The 18677-nt window shown below is 55.1% G+C and carries 14 protein-coding genes and 1 riboswitch; of the genes, 11 read left to right on the forward strand and 3 right to left on the reverse strand.

Annotated features, from left to right (window positions below; all coding sequences use genetic code 11):
- Positions 1 to 266 precede the first annotated feature (266 nt).
- Positions 267 to 1646 (forward strand): MATE family efflux transporter, encoded by a 1380-nt coding sequence (locus tag FLZ89_RS12145; protein WP_141264913.1) that lies wholly within the window; start codon positions 267 to 269, stop codon positions 1644 to 1646.
- 122 nt (positions 1647 to 1768) lie between these two features.
- A complete protein-coding gene (locus FLZ89_RS12150; RefSeq protein WP_141265254.1) occupies positions 1769 to 2959 on the forward strand; it encodes a pyridoxal phosphate-dependent aminotransferase in 1191 nt (396 codons plus the stop codon).
- Between the two features lie 110 nt (positions 2960 to 3069).
- Here the strand turns inward: FLZ89_RS12150 and FLZ89_RS12155 are convergent, their stop codons facing one another.
- The 3 genes from FLZ89_RS12155 to FLZ89_RS12165 form a co-directional block, all read right to left on the reverse strand.
- On the reverse strand, positions 3070 to 3495 hold the full coding sequence (locus tag FLZ89_RS12155) for a hypothetical protein (protein WP_141305062.1): 426 nt from the start codon (positions 3493 to 3495) through the stop codon (positions 3070 to 3072).
- Between the two features lie 78 nt (positions 3496 to 3573).
- Positions 3574 to 6135 carry a cation-translocating P-type ATPase gene (locus tag FLZ89_RS12160; RefSeq protein ID WP_141305063.1) on the reverse strand — a complete coding sequence of 854 codons (2562 nt, stop codon included), beginning with the start codon at positions 6133 to 6135 and terminating at the stop codon, positions 3574 to 3576.
- On the reverse strand, positions 6135 to 6701 hold the full coding sequence (locus FLZ89_RS12165) for a Chromate resistance protein ChrB (RefSeq protein ID WP_141264910.1): 567 nt from the start codon (positions 6699 to 6701) through the stop codon (positions 6135 to 6137). The genes FLZ89_RS12160 and FLZ89_RS12165 overlap by 1 nt, the downstream gene beginning before the upstream one ends.
- 140 nt (positions 6702 to 6841) lie before the next feature.
- Here FLZ89_RS12165 and FLZ89_RS12170 point away from each other — a divergent pair, with 140 nt between their 5' ends.
- The 9 genes from FLZ89_RS12170 (at position 6842) to FLZ89_RS12210 (ending at position 18667) form a co-directional block, all read left to right on the forward strand.
- Complete coding sequence (locus FLZ89_RS12170; protein ID WP_141264909.1) at positions 6842 to 10117, forward strand: DEAD/DEAH box helicase; 3276 nt, start codon at positions 6842 to 6844, stop codon at positions 10115 to 10117.
- A 44-nt stretch (positions 10118 to 10161) separates the two neighbouring features.
- Positions 10162 to 11004 carry an SWIM zinc finger family protein gene (locus FLZ89_RS12175; protein ID WP_141305064.1) on the forward strand — a complete coding sequence of 281 codons (843 nt, stop codon included), beginning with the start codon at positions 10162 to 10164 and terminating at the stop codon, positions 11002 to 11004.
- Between the two features lie 71 nt (positions 11005 to 11075).
- Positions 11076 to 11519 carry an OsmC family protein gene (locus tag FLZ89_RS12180; RefSeq protein WP_141264907.1) on the forward strand — a complete coding sequence of 148 codons (444 nt, stop codon included), beginning with the start codon at positions 11076 to 11078 and terminating at the stop codon, positions 11517 to 11519.
- A 114-nt stretch (positions 11520 to 11633) separates the two neighbouring features.
- The gene (locus FLZ89_RS12185; protein ID WP_172613596.1) at positions 11634 to 12191 is read left to right on the forward strand and encodes a sigma-70 family RNA polymerase sigma factor; all 558 of its coding nucleotides are present in this window, start codon (positions 11634 to 11636) and stop codon (positions 12189 to 12191) included.
- Complete coding sequence (locus FLZ89_RS12190) at positions 12184 to 12795, forward strand: hypothetical protein (protein WP_141305065.1); 612 nt, start codon at positions 12184 to 12186, stop codon at positions 12793 to 12795. The genes FLZ89_RS12185 and FLZ89_RS12190 overlap by 8 nt, the downstream gene beginning before the upstream one ends.
- Before the next feature lie 100 nt (positions 12796 to 12895).
- Positions 12896 to 14065, forward strand: a complete 1170-nt coding sequence (locus tag FLZ89_RS12195; protein ID WP_141264904.1) for an NEW3 domain-containing protein — start codon at positions 12896 to 12898, stop codon at positions 14063 to 14065.
- A gap of 2 nt (positions 14066 to 14067) precedes the next feature.
- Positions 14068 to 15039, forward strand: a complete 972-nt coding sequence (locus FLZ89_RS12200) for an ABC transporter ATP-binding protein (RefSeq protein ID WP_141264903.1) — start codon at positions 14068 to 14070, stop codon at positions 15037 to 15039.
- Positions 15020 to 16024, forward strand: a complete 1005-nt coding sequence (locus FLZ89_RS12205) for an ABC transporter permease (RefSeq protein WP_141264902.1) — start codon at positions 15020 to 15022, stop codon at positions 16022 to 16024. The genes FLZ89_RS12200 and FLZ89_RS12205 overlap by 20 nt, the downstream gene beginning before the upstream one ends.
- Before the next feature lie 300 nt (positions 16025 to 16324).
- A riboswitch (cyclic di-GMP riboswitch) is annotated at positions 16325 to 16412 on the forward strand.
- Positions 16413 to 16630: 218 nt separating this feature from the next.
- On the forward strand, positions 16631 to 18667 hold the full coding sequence (locus FLZ89_RS12210; RefSeq protein WP_141264901.1) for a methyl-accepting chemotaxis protein: 2037 nt from the start codon (positions 16631 to 16633) through the stop codon (positions 18665 to 18667).
- Positions 18668 to 18677 lie beyond the last annotated feature (10 nt).

Here is an 18677-nt window from a genome sequence, read left to right on the forward strand (position 1 = left end):
AACGTTACTTACAAAAAACTTTAGCCCATGGCCATCCCGCTAAGATTTTTTAAGCGGTCAACAATATGCAAGCAATAAAGTGCATACAAACCTGTCTACTCATATATTCATTTTATATCATAAATTTCATTTTTCATCAAAAACAATTTGCATTCTACATTGACTTGAGCCGCAGTTATGATAGAATTCCCCAAAGGGGAAGCGTAACATAGAAGATGCAATTTCAAAACACTACATAAAGCATTTATAAAGGGGTTTGAGAAAATATGGATAGTTCGAAGCAGCTTGGTGAAAGCAACATCGGTCAGCTGCTGTGGAAATTTTCGTTGCCCGCCATAACAGGCATGCTGGTAAATGCTCTTTATAACGTGGTGGACAGGATATTTGTCGGACGGGGAGTAGGCTCCATGGCCCTCGCGGGGATAACCATAAGTTTTCCCGTAATGATTGTGCTGATGGCCTTTTCCATGCTTATCGGCATGGGGTCTACTTCATTAATATCCATCCGCCTTGGTGAGCGCAGGAAGGAAGAGGCCGAACAGATAGCCGGGAACGGCCTGGTATTGCTGGTTTTAATTGCAGCAGTTTTATCGCTTCTGTTCCTGGGATTCTTAGAACCCGTTTTATCCGCCTTTGGAGCCAGCGAAGTTGTAATGCCTTATGCAGCGGATTATTTGCGAGTAATTTTAACAGGTAATGTTTTAATGTCCATCGGCTTCGGCATGAGCAATATGATTCGGGCTGAGGGCCAGCCGGTAATTGCCATGTACACAATATTAATTGGCGGGATTACCAATATTCTTCTCGATTATATAGCTATCTTCCTACTGGAAATGGGGATTAAAGGCGCGGCTCTAGCTACAGTTATTTCCCAGGGGGTCTCCGCCAGCTGGGTCCTTTATTATTACCTGTCCGGGAAAAGCCTGATCAAGTTGCGCTCGAAGAATTTTACTCTGCAACCGATTGTGTGTCTTAACATTTTTGCGGTGGGTTTTCCCCCCTTCGCCCTGCAATTGGTACACAGCGTGCAGCAGGTGCTTTTCAACAAGAGCCTTACTTTTTATGGAGGAGACCTGGCCGTAGCTGCTGTCGGCGTTGTTTTTAGCCTGGGGACCTTTATGTTCATGCCTGTGATAGGAATCTCCCAGGCCGCGCAACCGATCATCGGCTTTAACTACGGAGCCCGGCAATTTGACCGGGTTAAGGCCACTTTAAAGCTGGCCAGCTTTTGGGCGACGGTAATTGTGGGGTCCGGCTATATTTTCACTAGAATCTGGCCGGAACATCTGATAGCGCTATTCAGCCGTGGGGATGTCCAGTTAATAGAGTTGGGCAGCCATGCCATGCAAAGACTTTTTCTTGTCCTCCCCGTGATCGGATTTCAAATTGTCGGTGCAGGATATTTCCAGGCGGTAGGAAAACCGGTGCAGGCTACGATTCTTTCTCTGTCGAGGCAGGTACTGCTCTTTATACCTCTACTGCTAATCCTGCCGCGGTTTTGGGGGCTGGAAGGTATCTGGTGGGCCGCTCCTATTGCCGATGCAGGCGCAACCCTGATAACTGCCGGGTGCCTTTATTATGAGTTTAGAGCCAGGAATGCACCTCTGGCAGGATTAGAACCATGCAGCACCGGCAGGAAGGGATAACCAGGCGGGAAGGGTGTCCGGTTCCGGCGACAGAATCCGTCCTGGCCAGAGGTAAAAAAGCCTTTACAAATTCAACGGTAAGAGAAATAATAAAAATATCATCAACGCTGGAGGGATTTATGGTGGAACTTGCCCGGCGGGCTGCCGGCATCAGCCCATCTCCTACCCTGGCTATAGATGCCCAGGCCAAAGCCATGAAGGCTAAAGGTATTCAGGTAATCAACTTTAGTGCCGGTGAGCCTGATTTCGACACGCCCGAACATATCAAGCAGGCAGCCATTGACGCCTTGAAGGCCGGCTTTACCCGTTACACGCCCGTGGCCGGGATCCCGGAACTGCGCCAGGCAGTCTGTGACAACCTGAAAAACCGGGGTTTGAGCTATGAGCCTGCCGATATAGTGGTATCGTGCGGCGCCAAACACTCCCTTTACAACGCCATGCAGGTCTTACTTAATGATGGGGATGAAGTAATCATCAGTGCTCCCTACTGGGTAAGTTATTACGAGCAAATTAAACTGGCCGGTGGAGTACCGGTGGTAGTAAATACCGATGCTACTACGGATTTCAAGTTAACCCCGGCGGCCCTGAAGGCAGCCCTGACTCCCCGGACCAAACTCTTAATCCTTAATTCGCCCTGCAATCCCACCGGGGTGGTCTACAGCCGGAACGAATTAGAAGCCCTAGCGGAAGTAGTCCTGGCCCATGGGCTGATGGTTATTTCCGATGAAATATACGCCGCCCTGCTCTACGATGGTCTCAACCATACCAGCATCGCCGCCCTGGGGCCGGAAATAAAAGAGCGCACCATCGTCATCGACGGCGTGTCCAAAACCTATGCCATGACCGGCTGGCGGATTGGCTATGCCGCCGCTCCCCGGCCTATTGCCAAGGCCATGACCGACCTGCAGAGCCACTCGACTTCCAACCCTACTTCTATAGCCCAGAAGGCGGCGGTGGCCGCCCTGACCGGCAGCCAGGAACCGGTGGAGGCAATGCGCTGCGAATTTGAAAAGCGCCGCAACCGCATCCTGGCAGGATTAAGGGAACTGCCGGAAGTAGAATGCAACCAGCCCGGTGGAGCCTTCTATGTTTTCCCGTACATCGGCAAGCTATTTGGCCGCCGCTTCCGCGGCCAGGTGCTGGCCAGTTCTACCGACGTGGCTACGGTTCTCCTTAATGAATACCAGTTAGCCGTGGTACCTGGCATTGCCTTTGGCGCCGACCCATTCTTACGCCTATCCTATGCCACCTCGATGACCCAGATCGAAGCCGGCCTGGAGCGGCTAAAGGCTTTTATCGTCGAATTACAATAAAACTACCAACTCCTGAGCCCGGGGTGTCCCGGGCTTTTGTATATAAGCTACAAAAACGATCGCCTGGAAATATATTCCAGGCAGATAATGCTCAATTACCAGAGCTGGTTTTATGGTAACCTGGCCAGGATAGCGAGCAGGGAAGCGATAATACCGACAAATCCGACTATTACTGCTGCGATAGTACCAAAAGACCAGCGCTGAACACTGCGGAATTCGCGTAGCATTTCCTCCCGCAGAATACCAATCGCTTGCCGTAACGTCCCCATTTCTGTTTCTATTCTGGTAAACCGGTTTTCGTATTTATTATCTAGTTCGTTAAACCTACCTTCAAACTTTTTCTCTAACTCGGCAAACCGACTTTCGAATTTTTTCTCTAACTCGGTAAACTGGGTTTCCACCTTACTAAACCTGGTTTCCCAGCGTGCATCCATGTTATTAAGCTGCTGGACCAGGTAATTGAATGGGTCAAAACCTCTGGGGTAGAATATTTCATCTGTCCCGGCAGCTATTTCTTTCCTGGCTTCTTCAGGCATATTTTTCCCTCCCTGATACAATTGTACCATTATCTCCCGGGACGGGCAATAGCAGTTCTTATTACTGCAAACCTCCCCTCATTGTCCGGGACAGTAGAACAGCATCACCAGGCCGGGCAGCAGGGCGGCCCCGGCCACCAGCCCCCAAGCCCCGGTGGGTAGGGTGCCGGTACCCAGGACAGCCTGCAAGGGTGTCAGGTAGACAGCCATCAGGGTTACTACTGCCGCTCCCAGGGCCCAGAGATTAAGGACACTGTTGCTAAAGAACCCCTGGCGGTAAGGGGGCAGGCTCTGGGTCCTTAAGGCGTAGGCCAGCAGGACATGCCCCAGCATCCAGGTAGCAAAGGCGGCAGTTTGCCTTATAGGTACAGGGGCCGGTCCCCACCAGAGTTCGAGGCCCTGGTAGGCCAGCCCTACTGCCAGGGCCAGGAGCAGGCCTCCGGCAAAGATCACCTGGACCATGGGCCGGTCCAGGAAGGGCCGGTCGGGCCGGCGCGGGGGGCGTTCCATGAGAGGCTCCTCCGGGGGCTCGATGACAAAGGCAGTTGAGGCCGCCAGGTCCATGAACAGTTCTAGGAGAATAATCATCAGGGGCGAAAAGGGAGCCGGTTGCCCCAGGGCGGCAGGTACCAGCATAGTAGCGATGAGGGCTACCTTCACTGCCAGGTAATAGCGCACCGACTTTTGCAGGTTCGCCAGGAGGCCCCGCCCCTGGCGGATGGCCGTGGCCAGGGTAGAAAAGCAGTCGTCGCTTAAAACCACGCCGGCGGCCTCCCGGGCGACATCGGTACCCTGGCGGCCCATGGCCAGGCCTACGTGGGCTACGGCCAGGGCCGGGGCATCATTAATACCATCGCCGATCATGGCGACTATTTCCCCTTTAGCCTGCAGGGCCTGGACTAACTGGAGTTTCTGTTCCGGCGTTATGCGTGCCAGGACACGGGTTTCCTGGAGAAAGGGATCCCAATCCTTAGGGCTTAATTGCTCCAGTTCGGCGCCGGCCAGCAATTTCTCTGCCGGGATACCTACCTGGCGGGCAATACGGCGGGCTGCCTCGGGGTGGTCGCCGGTGGCCAGGTAGACCTTGATCCCGGCCTGCTGCACGGCGCCCACTGCCGCGGCAGCCTCAGGGCGTAAGGAGTCGGCAAAGATTAAAAATCCCAGGAAAGTGAGGTCCTGGCCGGCTGCAGCAGCCTCTGCCGGCAGGTCCTGGCTGGAGAAAAAGCGCCTGGCTACTGCCAGGACTCGCTTGCCTTCGCCGGCAAGTTGCGCCAGGGTGGCGGCGGTAGCCTCCTGGGTGGAAGGATCGGTACACATGGCCAGCACTTCTTCCGCCGCTCCCTTGACGTATAGGGTAGCCCCGGCCTGGTTAGCGCGCAGGGCCCCTACCCAGCGTTGATCCTGGTTTAAAGGGTAAAAAGCCAGCAACTCTTCCCGGGGCAGGTCCAGGTGTCCTCCCCCTTCGGCCAGGGCCTTTTCCAGGGGGTCACAGGCTTCCAAGGCAGTAACCGGGCTCTGGGTCAGGAGGGCGGCCAGGAGTAATTCCCCGGCCGCGTTATCCTGCCGGGCCAGGGTAGGGGACAGGAGTTTTCCTTTCCCCGGCAGCCAGATGGCTTCCAGGGTGAGGCGGTTGGCCGTCAGGGTACCCGTCTTGTCGGTGACCACGGTGGTGATGTATCCCAGGGTTTCAGCGGCTCGCAGGCGCCGGACCAGGGCCTTTTCCCGGGCGAGCTTTAGAGACCCCAGGCCCAGGACCATGGTCACCAGGATGGGGAGTTCTTCGGGTATTGTAGCAAAGGCCAGGCTCAGGCCGGTGAGGACCGCCCGGGGCCAGGGTTCCCTGGCCACCAGGAACTGGAGGAAAGGGATAAGCACGGCAAAACCCAGGGCAACTAGCGCCAGGACCCGGCTCAGTTCCCGCATAAACTGCTGCAGGGGGGTGCGGGGCTCACGGGCCCGGCGCGTAAGGCCAACAATCCGCCCCAGTTCGGTCTCCAGACCTGTGGCTACCACGCAGGCCAGGCCTTCACCCCGGGATATTACCGTACCCTGATAAACCATATTGTGACGGTCGGATAGAGGGGTTTCCGGGTCCAGGGGCCGGGTGTGTTTTTCCACCGGCAGGGATTCCCCGGTAAGGGGGGACTCATCGACGGCCAGGCCGGCGCTCACCAGGAGGCGGGCGTCGGCCGGCACGCGGTTGCCGGGCTGGAGCACCAGAATGTCGCCGGGGACAACGTCTTCAGTATTAATGGCCTTTACTTTGCCCTGGCGCAGGACCGGGGTAGTGGGGGCGTTCAGGTCCTGGAGGGCGGCAATGGCCTTCTTGGCGCGAAACTCGGTGCCTACCTCAATGAAGACGATACCCAGGATAATGGACGTTGCGGCCAGGGCTTCCCCCAGTTCTCCCAGGAGGAAATAGGCGGCAGCTACCGCCAGGAGTAAAAGGATCATGGGCTCGCGGATTTCTTCGGCAAAGATATGCCAGAAGGATAGGACGGGACGGACCAGCGTGCGGTTGGGACCGTAAATTTTCAGGCGCCTCTGGGCTTCAGCGGCACTTAGACCCTCCTCCGGATCTACCTGCTGCCAGGCCAGAACATCTTCCGGCGCCTGGCTCCAGGGGCAAGGGGCCGGCATCAATTAATCTCCCTTTCTTTTAAGGCTCCATAGGTAAGAGTGGTAAACCTCGCCAGGGCTACCCGGGCTTCGTCTATAAGGGAGGCGACCTGTTCACCCAGGGGGGCATTATACCAGTCGCGCTCCCGGGCCCGCTGGTACCAGCGTTCGATTTTTTCCAGTTCGGCTTCCTCCTCTTCTATTTCCGCCGGAGAAAAGTTCTGAATACGCACTTCCTTTTCCAGTTCTGCCAGGTATTTGTTAATCTCTTTAATTATTTCCTGGTATTCTTTATTGCGCATTTCCTTGAATTGCTCTATTATCTGAGCTTCTTGCCCGGGATCAAGGTTGAGATTGGGGAAGAGATAGGCAGTGCCTTCGAATTCTTCTACCCGTGACTTTAGTTGTTCCAGTTTTTCCAGTAGTCCGGGGCGTGCCGGGAGGAGGCAGGCGGCCTGCTGCAGGTAGAGGGCTCCCAGCCTGTTGAGTTCCCGCCAGAGGTAAATGCGCTTGCTCGATGGTTCGCCGGGTACTTTATAGATGAACAGGTGCCATTTGTTGCCGCGGCCGGTAATGTCCTGGTTCATTATTCTCACCCATGATGTAACATTCGTTACAATGTAACAAATGTTGCATTGAAAGTCAAGGTTAAAGGGAGGAACGGCAGGAAAAATTAATCCTCGCGGCGAATAATTGCAAGATATATTTCAGCAGGAGCATACTGGCAATGATTGTCGTCCATGGGACCTGGGTTAAAGATAGCAATAAAGAAGTAAATGGCCGCTTTTTTGTCTGGGGGGAATCCCTGGCCGCCGCTCGTCAGCAAAAGGAACTCTACCTGCCCAGGCCAGCTAAAAATAAAGTGCCCCTTCATCCTTTTCAGGCTTCCGACCAGGAACTTATCACCGTCCTCCTTAATTTAAGCGCGGGCCTTTATAAAAGCATACCCCTTATTCCGCCGGGCCTGGATAAAATCCAGTTGTTACTCCCCTCAACCAATCTTGGACCCCTGCCTTCGCCGCAGCTAAGGCATCTGCCCGGTAGCGGCGAGATTGCCCGGAGGGGTCAATCTTTACGGGAAAGCAACCTGGTCTTAACCCCCTGGGAGGTCAAAGGCCTGGCAGTATCACCGGTATGGGTTATCAATGTCCTGACCCGGCTGGGGGAAGGAAGTGCCGGGCAAATTAAAGGTAATATTTTAGCACCCGATTTCCTGTTCTGGAGCCTGGCAGCCAAGCTGGCCCTGGAACTCCTGGTCCGGGAACGCTTTATCCCGGTGGTACTGGAGGAGGTAAAAGCACCGGCGGGGAAGAGGGCCGGGGCAAAAACTCCGCTGAGGCAGGAATTAAGGGCTTCCTGGCGAGCCCTCTTAGACCAACCTGAAGATGCCCGCCGGGTGGACTTACTGGCGGCCGGTATGCCGCCCGCCTGCCGGGCCGTGGCGAGTACTCCGCTCCCGCATCCTCGCCTCCTGGTGGAAGATTTCCTGCACGGCACCGTCGATGCCATGGCCCGGTACTGGCTTATGATTTCGCCTCTCGAGGGGAGGACCAAGGGGCTCGGGGACGATAATACCCCGGCTAAGTGGGCTATGGCCCTGACGGCAGAAAAAGCCACCTTTAGCGGGCCGTTGCTGGAAATGAAAGACCTGAAGGAGCAAATCAATGGCTGGACGAAGACCCTGTTCAGCCAGCCGGGGACCGTAGCCTTTCGCACCTGTTTCCGCCTGGAACCACCGGAAAGAACGGGAGAAGAAGGCCAGCCTTCCTGGCAGTTGCAATTTTTACTCCAGGCCAGCGATGATCCCAGCCTCCTGGTGCCAGCCGGGGAGGTCTGGCGCGAAAAGGGCAGCGTGCTGGAGTTCCTGAACCGGCGCTTCGCCAATCCCCAGGAAAGGCTCCTGGCCGACCTGGGCCGGGCGGCAAGGTTATTCCCGCCCCTGGAAAAGAGCCTGAAAGACCCTTCACCGGAAGGCTGTCTCCTTACTACTGAAGAAGCCTATACCTTCTTGCGGGAAGCGGCCGGCCTCCTGGCCGAAAGCGGCTTTGGCGTACTGGTGCCTTCCTGGTGGGGGCAGCATAAATCCCGCCTGGGGCTGCGCTTAAAGCTGAAGACCAGTGAGCGGGGCAAAAACGCTTCCCGGATGATTAGGCCGGCTGCATACGGGGGCCTGGGCCTGTCCGCCCTGGTCGATTATGAATGGGAAGTGGCCCTGGGGGATACCGTCATCGACAGGAAGGAATTTGCCAGGCTGGCTGCTTTAAAGGTGCCCCTGGTCCGGGTACGGGGCCAGTGGGTGGAGCTCCGGCCGGAGGAACTGGCGGCCCTGGACAGGTTTTGGAAAAAGCAAGCCATCCAGGGGACCATGAGCCTGGGTGAGGCTTTACGTCTCAGCCTGCTGGGCGGGGTAGTTCCAGATTCAGGTAAAGAGCAACCTGAAGGCGAAGTAGCCCTCGCCAGTCTCCCGCTACTGGGTATTGAATCAGAGGGTCAGCTTAATTCCATTCTAGAAAAGGTGCACGACAACCAAAAAATTGCCCTCCTGCCCCAGCCCTCCGGATTCCGGGGTAGCCTTCGCCCTTACCAGGTGCGGGGTTTTTCCTGGCTGAAGTTTATTACTGAACTGGGCCTGGGTGCCTGCCTGGCCGACGATATGGGCCTGGGCAAGACCATCCAGCTCCTGGCTTTACTGCTTTACCGCAAGGAACAGGGAATGGCCAGCGGCCCGGTTCTCCTTATCTGTCCCACTTCAGTGGCCGGCAACTGGCAGCGGGAAGTAGCGCGTTTTGCCCCCTCACTGCGAGTCCTTCTCCACCACGGCAGTGAGCGCCTCTCAGGCGACGAATTTATCCGGGAGGCAGCCCGACGGGACCTGATAATCAGCACCTATACCCTTGTTCACCGGGATGAAAGGGAACTGGCAGCCGTAGAATGGGATGGGGTGGTTCTCGACGAGGCCCAGAATATTAAAAATGCGGAAGCCAAACAGACCCGGAGCATCCGACGCTTAAAGGCCGGTTTCAGAATCGCCCTTACCGGTACACCGGTGGAAAACAACTTAAGCGAACTCTGGTCCATAATGGAATTTCTAAACCCCGGCTACCTGGGCAGCCTGGCCGATTTTCGCAACCGTTTTATGATCCCCATAGAACGTTACCGGGACCGGGAGCGGGCGGAACGGCTGCAGCGCTTGGTCCAACCTTTTATCCTACGCCGGATCAAGACTGACCCGGCAATCATTCAGGACCTGCCGGAAAAGCAGGAGATCAAGGTCTTTTGCCATTTGACCCGGGAACAGGCTACCCTCTACGAAGCTGTTGTCCAGGACATGCTCCAAAAGATAGAAGCCGCCACCGGCATCGAGCGTAAAGGGCTGGTCCTGGCTACCCTGGCCAAATTAAAACAAATCTGCAACCACCCGGCCCAGTTCCTGGGTGACGGTAGCCACCTGGACGGGCGCTCCGGGAAACTTACCCGGCTCCAGGAGATGCTAGAAGAGGTCCTGGCAGCCAGGGAACGAGCCCTCATCTTTACCCAGTTTACCGTCATGGGGCAAATGCTGCAAGAATATTTAGAGGCGGCTTTTGACCGGGAAGTCCTTTTCCTCCACGGGGGGCTGGCAAGGGCCAAACGGGAGGAGCTAATCCGCCGCTTCCAGGAGGAAAACAATGGGCCGCCCTTTTTCATCCTTTCCCTCAAGGCTGGCGGGGTGGGACTAAACCTCACCCGGGCCAACCATGTGTTTCACTTTGACCGCTGGTGGAACCCGGCCGTAGAAGACCAGGCTACCGATCGCGCCTTCCGCATCGGCCAGAAGAAAAATGTACAGGTTTATAAATTTATCTGCGCCGGGACGCTTGAAGAAAGAATTGACGCCCTGATCGAGGAAAAACGTTCCCTGGCGCAGCAAATTATCGGTACCGGTGAAGGCTGGCTTACGGAATTGTCAATTGGAGACTTACGGGAACTGCTGGCTTTACGGAGCGAGGGAATAGAACTTTAACCGTAAAAAACAAATTCGATTAAAAGCTTTTTGGAGGTTAAAGAATGACTTCCCGGCGAAATTTCGGTAACAACTGGTGGGCCAGACGCTGGCTGGATGTCCTGGAGTCCTTTGGCTGGGCCAGCCGCCTGCAGCGTGGCCGGGCCTATGCGCGGCGGGGTAACGTCTTAAGTATAGATCTCGCCCCAGGGCTGGTCAAGGCTAAAGTACAGGGGAGCAGACCCAGACCCTACGATGTAAAAATTAAAATTAAGCCCCTGTCAGACGGAGAATGGACACGGGTAATAGAGGCCCTCGCCAGTCAGGCAGCTTTTGCTGCTCGCTTGCTGGCTGGCGAAATGCCTGATGATATTGAGGAGGCCTTTACCGGGGTGAGCCTGTCCCTCTTCCCCCATGCTGCAGGAGATATCGTGACCAGCTGCACCTGTCCTGACTGGGCCAACCCCTGCAAGCATATCGCCGCCGTCTATTATTTGCTGGGTGAAAAGTTTGATAGCGACCCTTTTTTACTTTTCCTCTTGCGCGGACGGGAAAAAGAAGCGATAATCAAGGCTCTCAGAGAGAAGCGTGCAGCCCTTGCCGGCGGCCCCTCCCTACCAGTTAAAAAAGAAGAAGAGATGGAGCCGGTCCCAGAAGAAAGTAGCTCCCCACCGGAGTTACCTGTCGACCCGGTTGATTTTTGGCAGTCCGGGGAAGGGCTGGATGCCTTCCAGGTTAATATGCACCCACCTGCCGTTCCCGGGGGTGTTTTAAAACGCCTGGGTCCTCCTCCCTTTGGGCGCTATGCCCGGGATTTTTATCAGCTTTTAAATAGCTATTACCAGGAAATCTCCCGTAAGGCTTATGAGCTGGCTTATGATGCGGGAGAAGACGGTAGTCAGGTGTGACAGGTTTCCCAAAATTGCTTCTATACGGCTCCTGATGTATAATAACAAAAATAGTACCAGGAGGGATAAAGATGAAAGTAACCGTAACCTGGGAAGGGGAACATATGCGCTTAAAGGGGCTGGGGGCTTCCGGCCAGCCGGTAACCATGGACGCCGCCCCTGAGCATGGTGGCCAGAACCTGGGGGCCAGGCCTTCAGAGGTCCTGCTCATGGGTATGGCCGGGTGCACGGCTATGGATGTCCTGAGCATCCTCAAGAAAAAACGCCTGTCCCTGGCTTCCTTTGCCATTGACGTCGAGGCTGAACGGGCTCCAGAGCATCCTAAAATCTTTACTGCTGCTACTCTGGTTTACCGCTTGGCCGGGCCCGAACTCCCTGAAGATCAGGTCAAGCACGCCATCGAGTTATCTTTAAGCAAGTACTGTGGTATGGTCAATACCTTGAAAAAAGCCATGCCTATCAGTTACTGTTACGAAATTAACGGTAACCGCAGTCCAGTAATCCCAGCACCATAATACTTCAACCAGCGGCCGATTAATATCTCGGCCGCTTTTTTAAGTGGTCTTTTAAACCTTATAACAAAACGCTAAAATATATTAATAACAGCACCTCAGGGGAGGGAAATGGAGATGGGTATGTATGAACCCTCTATCCAGCCGCAAGCGGCCCCCCTGGAACTAGAGAACCGCCAGCAACAACTGGAATACTTGATGCGGCGCTTCGGCGATAAAGTCCTTTACCTGGCCTATTCCTATCTCCATGACCTCCACTGGGCCGAAGATGTAGCCCAGGAGGTTTTTATCCGTATATACACCAACCTGGATAAATTCCAGGGTCGTAGTTCCATTTATACCTGGATATACCATATAACTGTCAACCTCTGCCGCGACCAGCTGCGGGCCCGGACCCGTCGTCGCGACGTAGAACTCGTTAAGCCGCCAGAGCATACCTTTGCCGGTGTGGAGGACCGGGTGCTGGAAAACCTGCAACAGCAGGAATTATGGCGCGCTATTTTAAATTTGCCGGTTATCTACCGGGAGGTAATCTGGCTCCATTATTACGAGCAGTTAAGCCTTAAGGATATTGCTAAAATCCTGGGTATATCCCTGCCATCTGTAAAGATCCGTCTTTACCGGGCCCGCCAGCGCCTGCAGCAAGTTTTTAAGGTAGGTGAGGGTGATGCCTAAACGCCGGGACCGCCTGGATAAACTACTGGCCGGATTACCGGGGAAAGTCCCGCCGCCCCTTGCTGGCTGGCATTTTACAGCCGCCATGCGGCGGCGGGTACAAAATAGGGTGGCTTCCTTACCAATGACAGAGGTACCTACCGTATCTACCCGGCAGCGGAAGGTGAAGTGGTCCCTGGCCGGGGTAGCGGCCCTGGTGCTGGTCTTTTTATTCCTGGTTTGGTGGCAATGGTCGGCTACTGCACCTGAGCCGCCAGCAGGATTTAAAGTTACACCACTCCAATACCGCATGGTTAGCTTAAACGGCCCGGAGCCCGAAGCCCTGGTAAGCATCGGTCAGGTAGAGGGTTCCAACCAGCTCCTGGCTTCCATCAGCAAGCGCCGGGAGCACGCAGGCTGGCAGCTTATCTATACCCAGCCCCTTAACGCCTACCTGGTCTTACCCGTGCAGGTGATACGTTCGGATACCAGCAGGAGCGCCTTGATCCTGATTACCTACCAGGAGCAATGGGGGCCGGAATACCACTACCTGATTTTGGAGTTCGACGGCGACAAGGTAATACCCTATCGGGAGGAGGATAAGATTACGGGGACTGGGCGCTAAAAACGCCCTAATTTTTTGTCCAAGCTGTAACCTCCCGGCCTAACCGGACGTCTATAGTATAGAATTTATTTATTGATATCTGCGATAGGGGGGAATTATTTTGCTTCGCCAGCGCTCATGTTTAGTCCTGACTACTCTTTTATTTTTCCTGGCCCTGGCCTTCAGTCCCTTTGTAGAGACAGCCAGGGCGGATAACGGCCTGCTTCTATCCACGGCCTTCCCGGGCATTGAGGCCCAACCCGGGGAAACGATTACCTTTCCCCTGGAGTTACGCAATAGCGGTGTACCTCAAAAAGTTGATCTGAAAGTTGTTTCCGCCCCCAAAGGGTGGCAGGCCCTGTTTAAAGGCGGCGGCATGGTTGTCAGCCAGGCTTTTGCCGATACTGATAATCCGGCCAGCGTTGATTTCCAGGTAGAAGTGCCGGCCGATGTTAAACCCGGGAACTACAGCTTTGTGGTCCAGGCCAGTGGGCGCAGCGCCTCTTCCCGCCTTGACCTGCAGGTGCTCATTAAAGAGGTGGCTTCCGGCAGTGACAAGATGACCACCGACTACCCGGTATTGAGCGGAACCAGTAGCACAAGCTTCCAGTTCCGGGTTAGCCTGACCAATAATGGCGCCCAGGAGCGTTCCTACAGCCTGGGCGCTCAGGCGCCCCCAGGTTGGCAGGTAACCTTTAGCCCGGCTTATGACAGCAAGCAGATTGCTAGTTTAAGTCTAAAGCCTGGTAAGAGCCAGGACCTGGATGTGACCGTCAAGCCGCCCCAGAACGTCAAGGAAGGCACTTATAATATTCCTATCCAAGCCATTTCGGGGAGCAGTAAAGCAGGCGTTGTTCTCAAAGTTAACATTACCGGCACCTATAGCCTGGAACTGACTACCCCGTCTGGACGCCTGAACGCTGACGCCATTGCCGGCAAAGAGAGCCCGGTAACCATGGTGGTGAGAAATACTGGCAGCGCCGACCTGGCCAACATTACCTTTGCCGCCAATGCAGCCAGCGGCTGGGCGGTCACCTTTAAACCGGAGAAGATTGACATGCTGCCGGCTGGCGCCAGCCAGCAGGTAACGGCTTTTATCAAACCCTCGCCCAAGGCCATAGCCGGTGACTACGTGGTGCGCCTTACGGCCAGTACCCAGGAAACTAGTGGCAGCGCCGATTTGCGGGTCAGTGTGCGGACCTCTACCCTATGGGGTTTGGTGGGGGTAATCCTGGTTCTTGGTGTAATTGGTGCTGTTGGGCGAACTTTCCGGAAGTACGGACGGCGATAGCCATGGCAGGACAGGAAGCAGTCATTGTCACCCGGAACCTTACCAAGCATTATGGCTCCATAACTGCCGTCCAGGACCTCAACCTGGAAATCAGAGAGGGAGAGATTTTCGGCCTGCTGGGGCCCAATGGTGCCGGCAAGACGACGACGATTTTAATGCTTCTGGGGTTGACTGAGCCGACGTCCGGCCAGGCCCTGGTAAAGGGCTTAGATGCCACCCGTCACCCCCTGGAGGTTAAGAGGATAGTGGGCTATTTACCCGATAATGTCGGCTTCTACGACGACCTTACGGCACGGGAGAACCTTCTCTATACCGCCGGTCTGAACCTGATCCCCCCGGCGGAAGCTGAAAAGCGCGTGGCTTTAAGCCTGGACCAGGTGGGCTTAAGCAATTACGCCCACCGCAAGGTGAAGGAGTTTTCTCGCGGGATGCGCCAGCGGTTGGGCATTGCCGATGTCATGGTAAAGGACCCGGCGATTATTATCCTCGATGAACCTACCCTGGGCATTGATCCCGAGGGCGTACGGGAGATGCTGGCCCTGATTGTCCGGCTGGCACGGGAAGGCGGAAAAACAGTTCTCCTCTCCTCCCATCTCCTGCACCAGGTGCAGCAAATCTGCGACCGGGTGGGAATTTTTGTCGGTGGCAGACTCCTGGCCGCGGGGCCGGTGGCTTTACTCGGGCATCAAGTCATGGCGGGCAAGCCCCTGGAGATTGAACTGCAGGCCGAGCCGGACAATGACAATTTGTTTTCTGCCCTCCGGTCCCTTCAGGGCGTGACCGCTGTCGAGCGTCACGGAGCCTTTATCCGGGTCCGCTGCGCCGCGGGCCGCGATATCCGCCCCGAGCTTACGCCTTACCTGGCCGGTAAAGGATTTACCCTGCTCTATTTGCGCGCCCGGGGCTATGACCTGGACGATATATACAGGGAGTACTTCCAGGGGGAGGGTTACCATGGCACGATGGCAGGCTAAACTAAAAGATTGGCTGGACTGGTTCCGGCAACAGGAGTGGTTCAGCGGTGGCCTGAAAACTGTTTTTCAGAAGGAACTGGCGGACAACCTGAGCAGCACCCGCTTTACGATCCTGGTTTTCCTGGTGGCCGTGGCCGGCATTGGTGCCTTTTACGTAGCAGCCCAGAGCATCCGCCAGACAGCAGGGGATGGTGATCCTCAATTTGTCTTCCTGCGCCTTTTTACCACCAGCGGCGGGTCCTTACCACCCTTCATCACTTTTATTTCTTTTTTGGGGCCCCTGCTGGGCCTGGCCCTTGGTTTTGATGCCATTAACGGTGAGCATAATAAACGTACCTTGAGCCGGTTGCTCGCCCAGCCTATCTATCGGGACGATGTCATCAACGGCAAGTTCCTGGCCGGTCTGGTAGTTCTGGCCTTGGTCATCATGGCCCTGGGGCTCTTAGTGGCTGGGTTGGGGCTGCTGCTAATTGGCGTTCCTCCCACGGGCGAGGAAATCGGGCGGTTGTTTATTTACCTCCTGGTCACCATTATTTATGTAGCCTTCTGGTTGAGTGTCTCCCTCCTATTTTCTTTGTTGTTCCGCCAGACGGCCACCTCGGCCCTGGCCGGGATAGCCGTATGGCTGTTTTTCGCCCTCTTTGCCGGGATGCTGGCGGGGCTCATTGCCGACGGTCTCCTTCCGGTAAGTGAAGATGCCGCGCCGGCCCGGGTCCTGCACAATGCGACTTTGAAACAAAATCTTAGCCGCCTTTCGACGACGACTCTTTACGATGAAGCTACAGTAACTCTCTTGAACCCAGGGGTAAGGACCCTAGGACCTGTACTGGTGGAACAGTTAGAAGGGGCTATACCCGGAAGCCTGCCACTGGACCAGAGCCTGCTTCTCATCTGGCCGCACCTGGTAGGGCTTATCGCAGCCACCATGCTGATTTTTGCCCTGGCCTATTACTTCTTTATGCGCCAGGAAATACGGGCCGGCTAGGCTGAAATATCTTTCCTCTGCCGGTGATAAATCTTCACCGGCTTTTTTCTTTTTACTCCTCGAGGGACTGGGGTCCGCAATCCTGGCTTCTAGTCTTTTATTTAAAATTATATCTCCGGTGGCTTCTCTGGTCCTTAAACCGGAGGAAGGGCAGCAACGGCGATGGTGTCGCCCCTTGTGGCAAGCAAGCTCGTGACAACATCACAATCCGATGACACACCTCGGGGTTTCTGTTGACAAATGTCGACCAAATGTAGTAAAGTAGTGATTGTGTCACGTCACATTGCATAATACAGCCAGTACCGCTAAAGGCAAACTCGTCGAAAGGCGGGGGCGCAAAGCCGCGGACCTAAGTCCGTTTTAAGGATATGGTAGCCAGGCTGCCGGGGGAGTAAGTAAGTTGAAATTAAATACAGGTTCTCTACGGCCGCCGTGAAAGCGGCCGTTTAAATTTAAACGCAAAATGGGGTAAAACGTTAGGTTAGTTCCTTAATGGGTGAGGCTGAGGCAAAGCTATTGTCGTTCTAGCAAGACAAATGTAATGAAGGAGGTATAGGTCGCCCCGCAGACCGAAGTTCGCCAGGAGCGGGAGCGACCGGCAGCAGTATGATGGGAAAACTTACAGGAAGTCTGCGAGGCAAGATGACCGCGCTCTTCGGGCTGATCGTTCTAGTTGGATGCCTGGTGCTGGTATTTGTAAGCTACGACCGTGCCAGGAACGCTCTGGAGAGCGAAGCTAAAGAGGCCATGTTGAAGATGGCCCAGCAGGCCGCCGAAACTTTGGAAAGCCGCATCCAGGCGCGGATGTACGTTATGGAAACCCTGGCCAATAACACCGTCATCCGTGGGCGATGGGGCGACCGCGAAGCCACGCTAGAAGAAAAGTTGGATGTTCTCCGGGAAGAGCAAAAAAAAGCGGGAAGTCTGGGCTTCAGGCGGTTTGGCATTGCTGATAAGGAAGGGAACGCAGTATATTCCGACGGCAGTAAAGCTAACATCGCAGACCGGGAACACTTCCGGGCTGCCCTGGAGGGTAAGACTTTCGTCTCCAGCACTATTGTCAGCAAGATCGACAAGTCGGTTATATTTGCTTATACCACACCTATACGCAACTATGCCACCGATGAAATAATCGGCGTGCTGATTGGTATAGTGGACGCGACAAAGTTCAGCGAGCTGGTGGCGGACATTACATATGGACGTACTGGGTATGCGTTTGCAGTAGACAGTACCGGTAAGACCATAGCTCACAAGGACGCGGAGAGGGTCACAAATGAGGAGAATGTCGTGGAGGCGGTTAAGTCTGACCCTTCCCTGGATTCCCTGGCGGCAGTAATGTCCAGGATGATTCAAGGAGAAAGGGGAGTCGGCAATTACATCTTCCAGGGCCAAAAGGAAATTATAGCCTACGCACCTGTTGAGAGCACCGGCTGGTCTTTGGGAGTTGCCGCCCCCGAAGTCGAGGTGCTGGAGAAGATCGCCGGCCTTAAATGGTCCGTGCTGTTTGTCTCCCTGATCATAATCCTGGTTGCCTTGGTACTGACTCTTGTAATGGCAAGAACTATTACCACTCCTCTGGCCCTGGCTGTCGACGACCTGGGGCTTATAGCCGGTGGCGACTTCACCCGACCCGTTTCTGAAAAATTCCTCCGCATGAAGGATGAGATAGGCCGGCTCGTCCGGGCGGTGCACCGCCTGCAGGCCGACCTCAAACCGTTGCTTTCAGGACTCAAAGAAGACGCTAAAACGCTGGCCGGCAACTCGGAGGCCTTAAGCGCTGCTTCAGAAGAGATCGCCTCTTCTTCCGGCGAAGTTGCCAAGGCCATCCAACAGGTGGCCTCGGGAGCCTCGGAACAAGCGGGTCACCTGCAGGAAATACTGGGCCTCGTTGAAAATATAACCTCCAACCTGGAGAAGGTGTACACCGAACTTGGTTACGTTAAGGCTAACACCGAAGAGACCTCCAGGCTGGCAGGTGTAGGCAAGAAAGAGCTGGACATCCTGATTGCTTCCATCAAGGATGTGCGCGAGGCCTTCAAGGTGGTCGTGGAGAAATTAACTGATTTAAGCAGCTCTGTGAATCAAGTAGGCGAGATCCTGGAAGTGATCAACGGGATAGCAGACCAGACGAACCTTTTGGCCTTGAACGCGGCCATTGAGGCGGCGCGCGCAGGCGAGGCCGGCCGCGGTTTTGCAGTGGTGGCGGATGAGGTCCGCAAGCTGGCTGAGCAGTCCCGTGCTTCTTCGGATAAGATCAGGGCGCTGTTGGACACTATAGCCGCGGGGACCAATGAAGTTGTGAACACTTCGGAGGAAGTCAGGAGGCAGGTAGTTGCGCAACTGGAAAATGTAGAAAAAACGGTCAAATCCTTTGACGACATACTCCATTCGGTAGCCGCTATAGCACCCACGATCGATGAGACGTACCGTCAGGTAGACAACACTGTGAAGGCCAAGGACGTGATGCTGGAACGGGTTCAGAGCATAAGTGCTGTGTCGGAAGAAACTTCAGCTTCGGCACAAGAGATTTCGGCCTCGGCTGAGGAACTGTCAGCATCAACCCAGGAGATAGCCTCAACAGCCCAGGAGGTCCTCAGGGTAGCCAGGCGATTAGAAGAACAAGTGGGGCGCTTCAAGGTATGAATGGCAACCT

The sequence above is a fragment of the Moorella sp. E306M genome (assembly GCF_006538385.1).
Lineage (GTDB): Bacteria > Bacillota > DSM-521 > Neomoorellales > Neomoorellaceae > Neomoorella.

Coding starts and splice junctions, on each gene's coding strand:
- FLZ89_RS12145 (WP_141264913.1), top strand. CDS start 267: ATGGATAGTTCGAAGCAGCTTGGTGAAAGCAACATCGGTCAGCTGCTG.
- FLZ89_RS12155 (WP_141305062.1), bottom strand. CDS start 3,495: ATGCCTGAAGAAGCCAGGAAAGAAATAGCTGCCGGGACAGATGAAATA.
- FLZ89_RS12160 (WP_141305063.1), bottom strand. CDS start 6,135: ATGCCGGCCCCTTGCCCCTGGAGCCAGGCGCCGGAAGATGTTCTGGCC.
- FLZ89_RS12165 (WP_141264910.1), bottom strand. CDS start 6,701: ATGAACCAGGACATTACCGGCCGCGGCAACAAATGGCACCTGTTCATC.
- FLZ89_RS12170 (WP_141264909.1), top strand. CDS start 6,842: ATGATTGTCGTCCATGGGACCTGGGTTAAAGATAGCAATAAAGAAGTA.
- FLZ89_RS12175 (WP_141305064.1), top strand. CDS start 10,162: ATGACTTCCCGGCGAAATTTCGGTAACAACTGGTGGGCCAGACGCTGG.
- FLZ89_RS12180 (WP_141264907.1), top strand. CDS start 11,076: ATGAAAGTAACCGTAACCTGGGAAGGGGAACATATGCGCTTAAAGGGG.
- FLZ89_RS12185 (WP_172613596.1), top strand. CDS start 11,634: ATGGGTATGTATGAACCCTCTATCCAGCCGCAAGCGGCCCCCCTGGAA.
- FLZ89_RS12190 (WP_141305065.1), top strand. CDS start 12,184: ATGCCTAAACGCCGGGACCGCCTGGATAAACTACTGGCCGGATTACCG.
- FLZ89_RS12200 (WP_141264903.1), top strand. CDS start 14,068: ATGGCAGGACAGGAAGCAGTCATTGTCACCCGGAACCTTACCAAGCAT.
- FLZ89_RS12205 (WP_141264902.1), top strand. CDS start 15,020: ATGGCACGATGGCAGGCTAAACTAAAAGATTGGCTGGACTGGTTCCGG.
- FLZ89_RS12210 (WP_141264901.1), top strand. CDS start 16,631: ATGATGGGAAAACTTACAGGAAGTCTGCGAGGCAAGATGACCGCGCTC.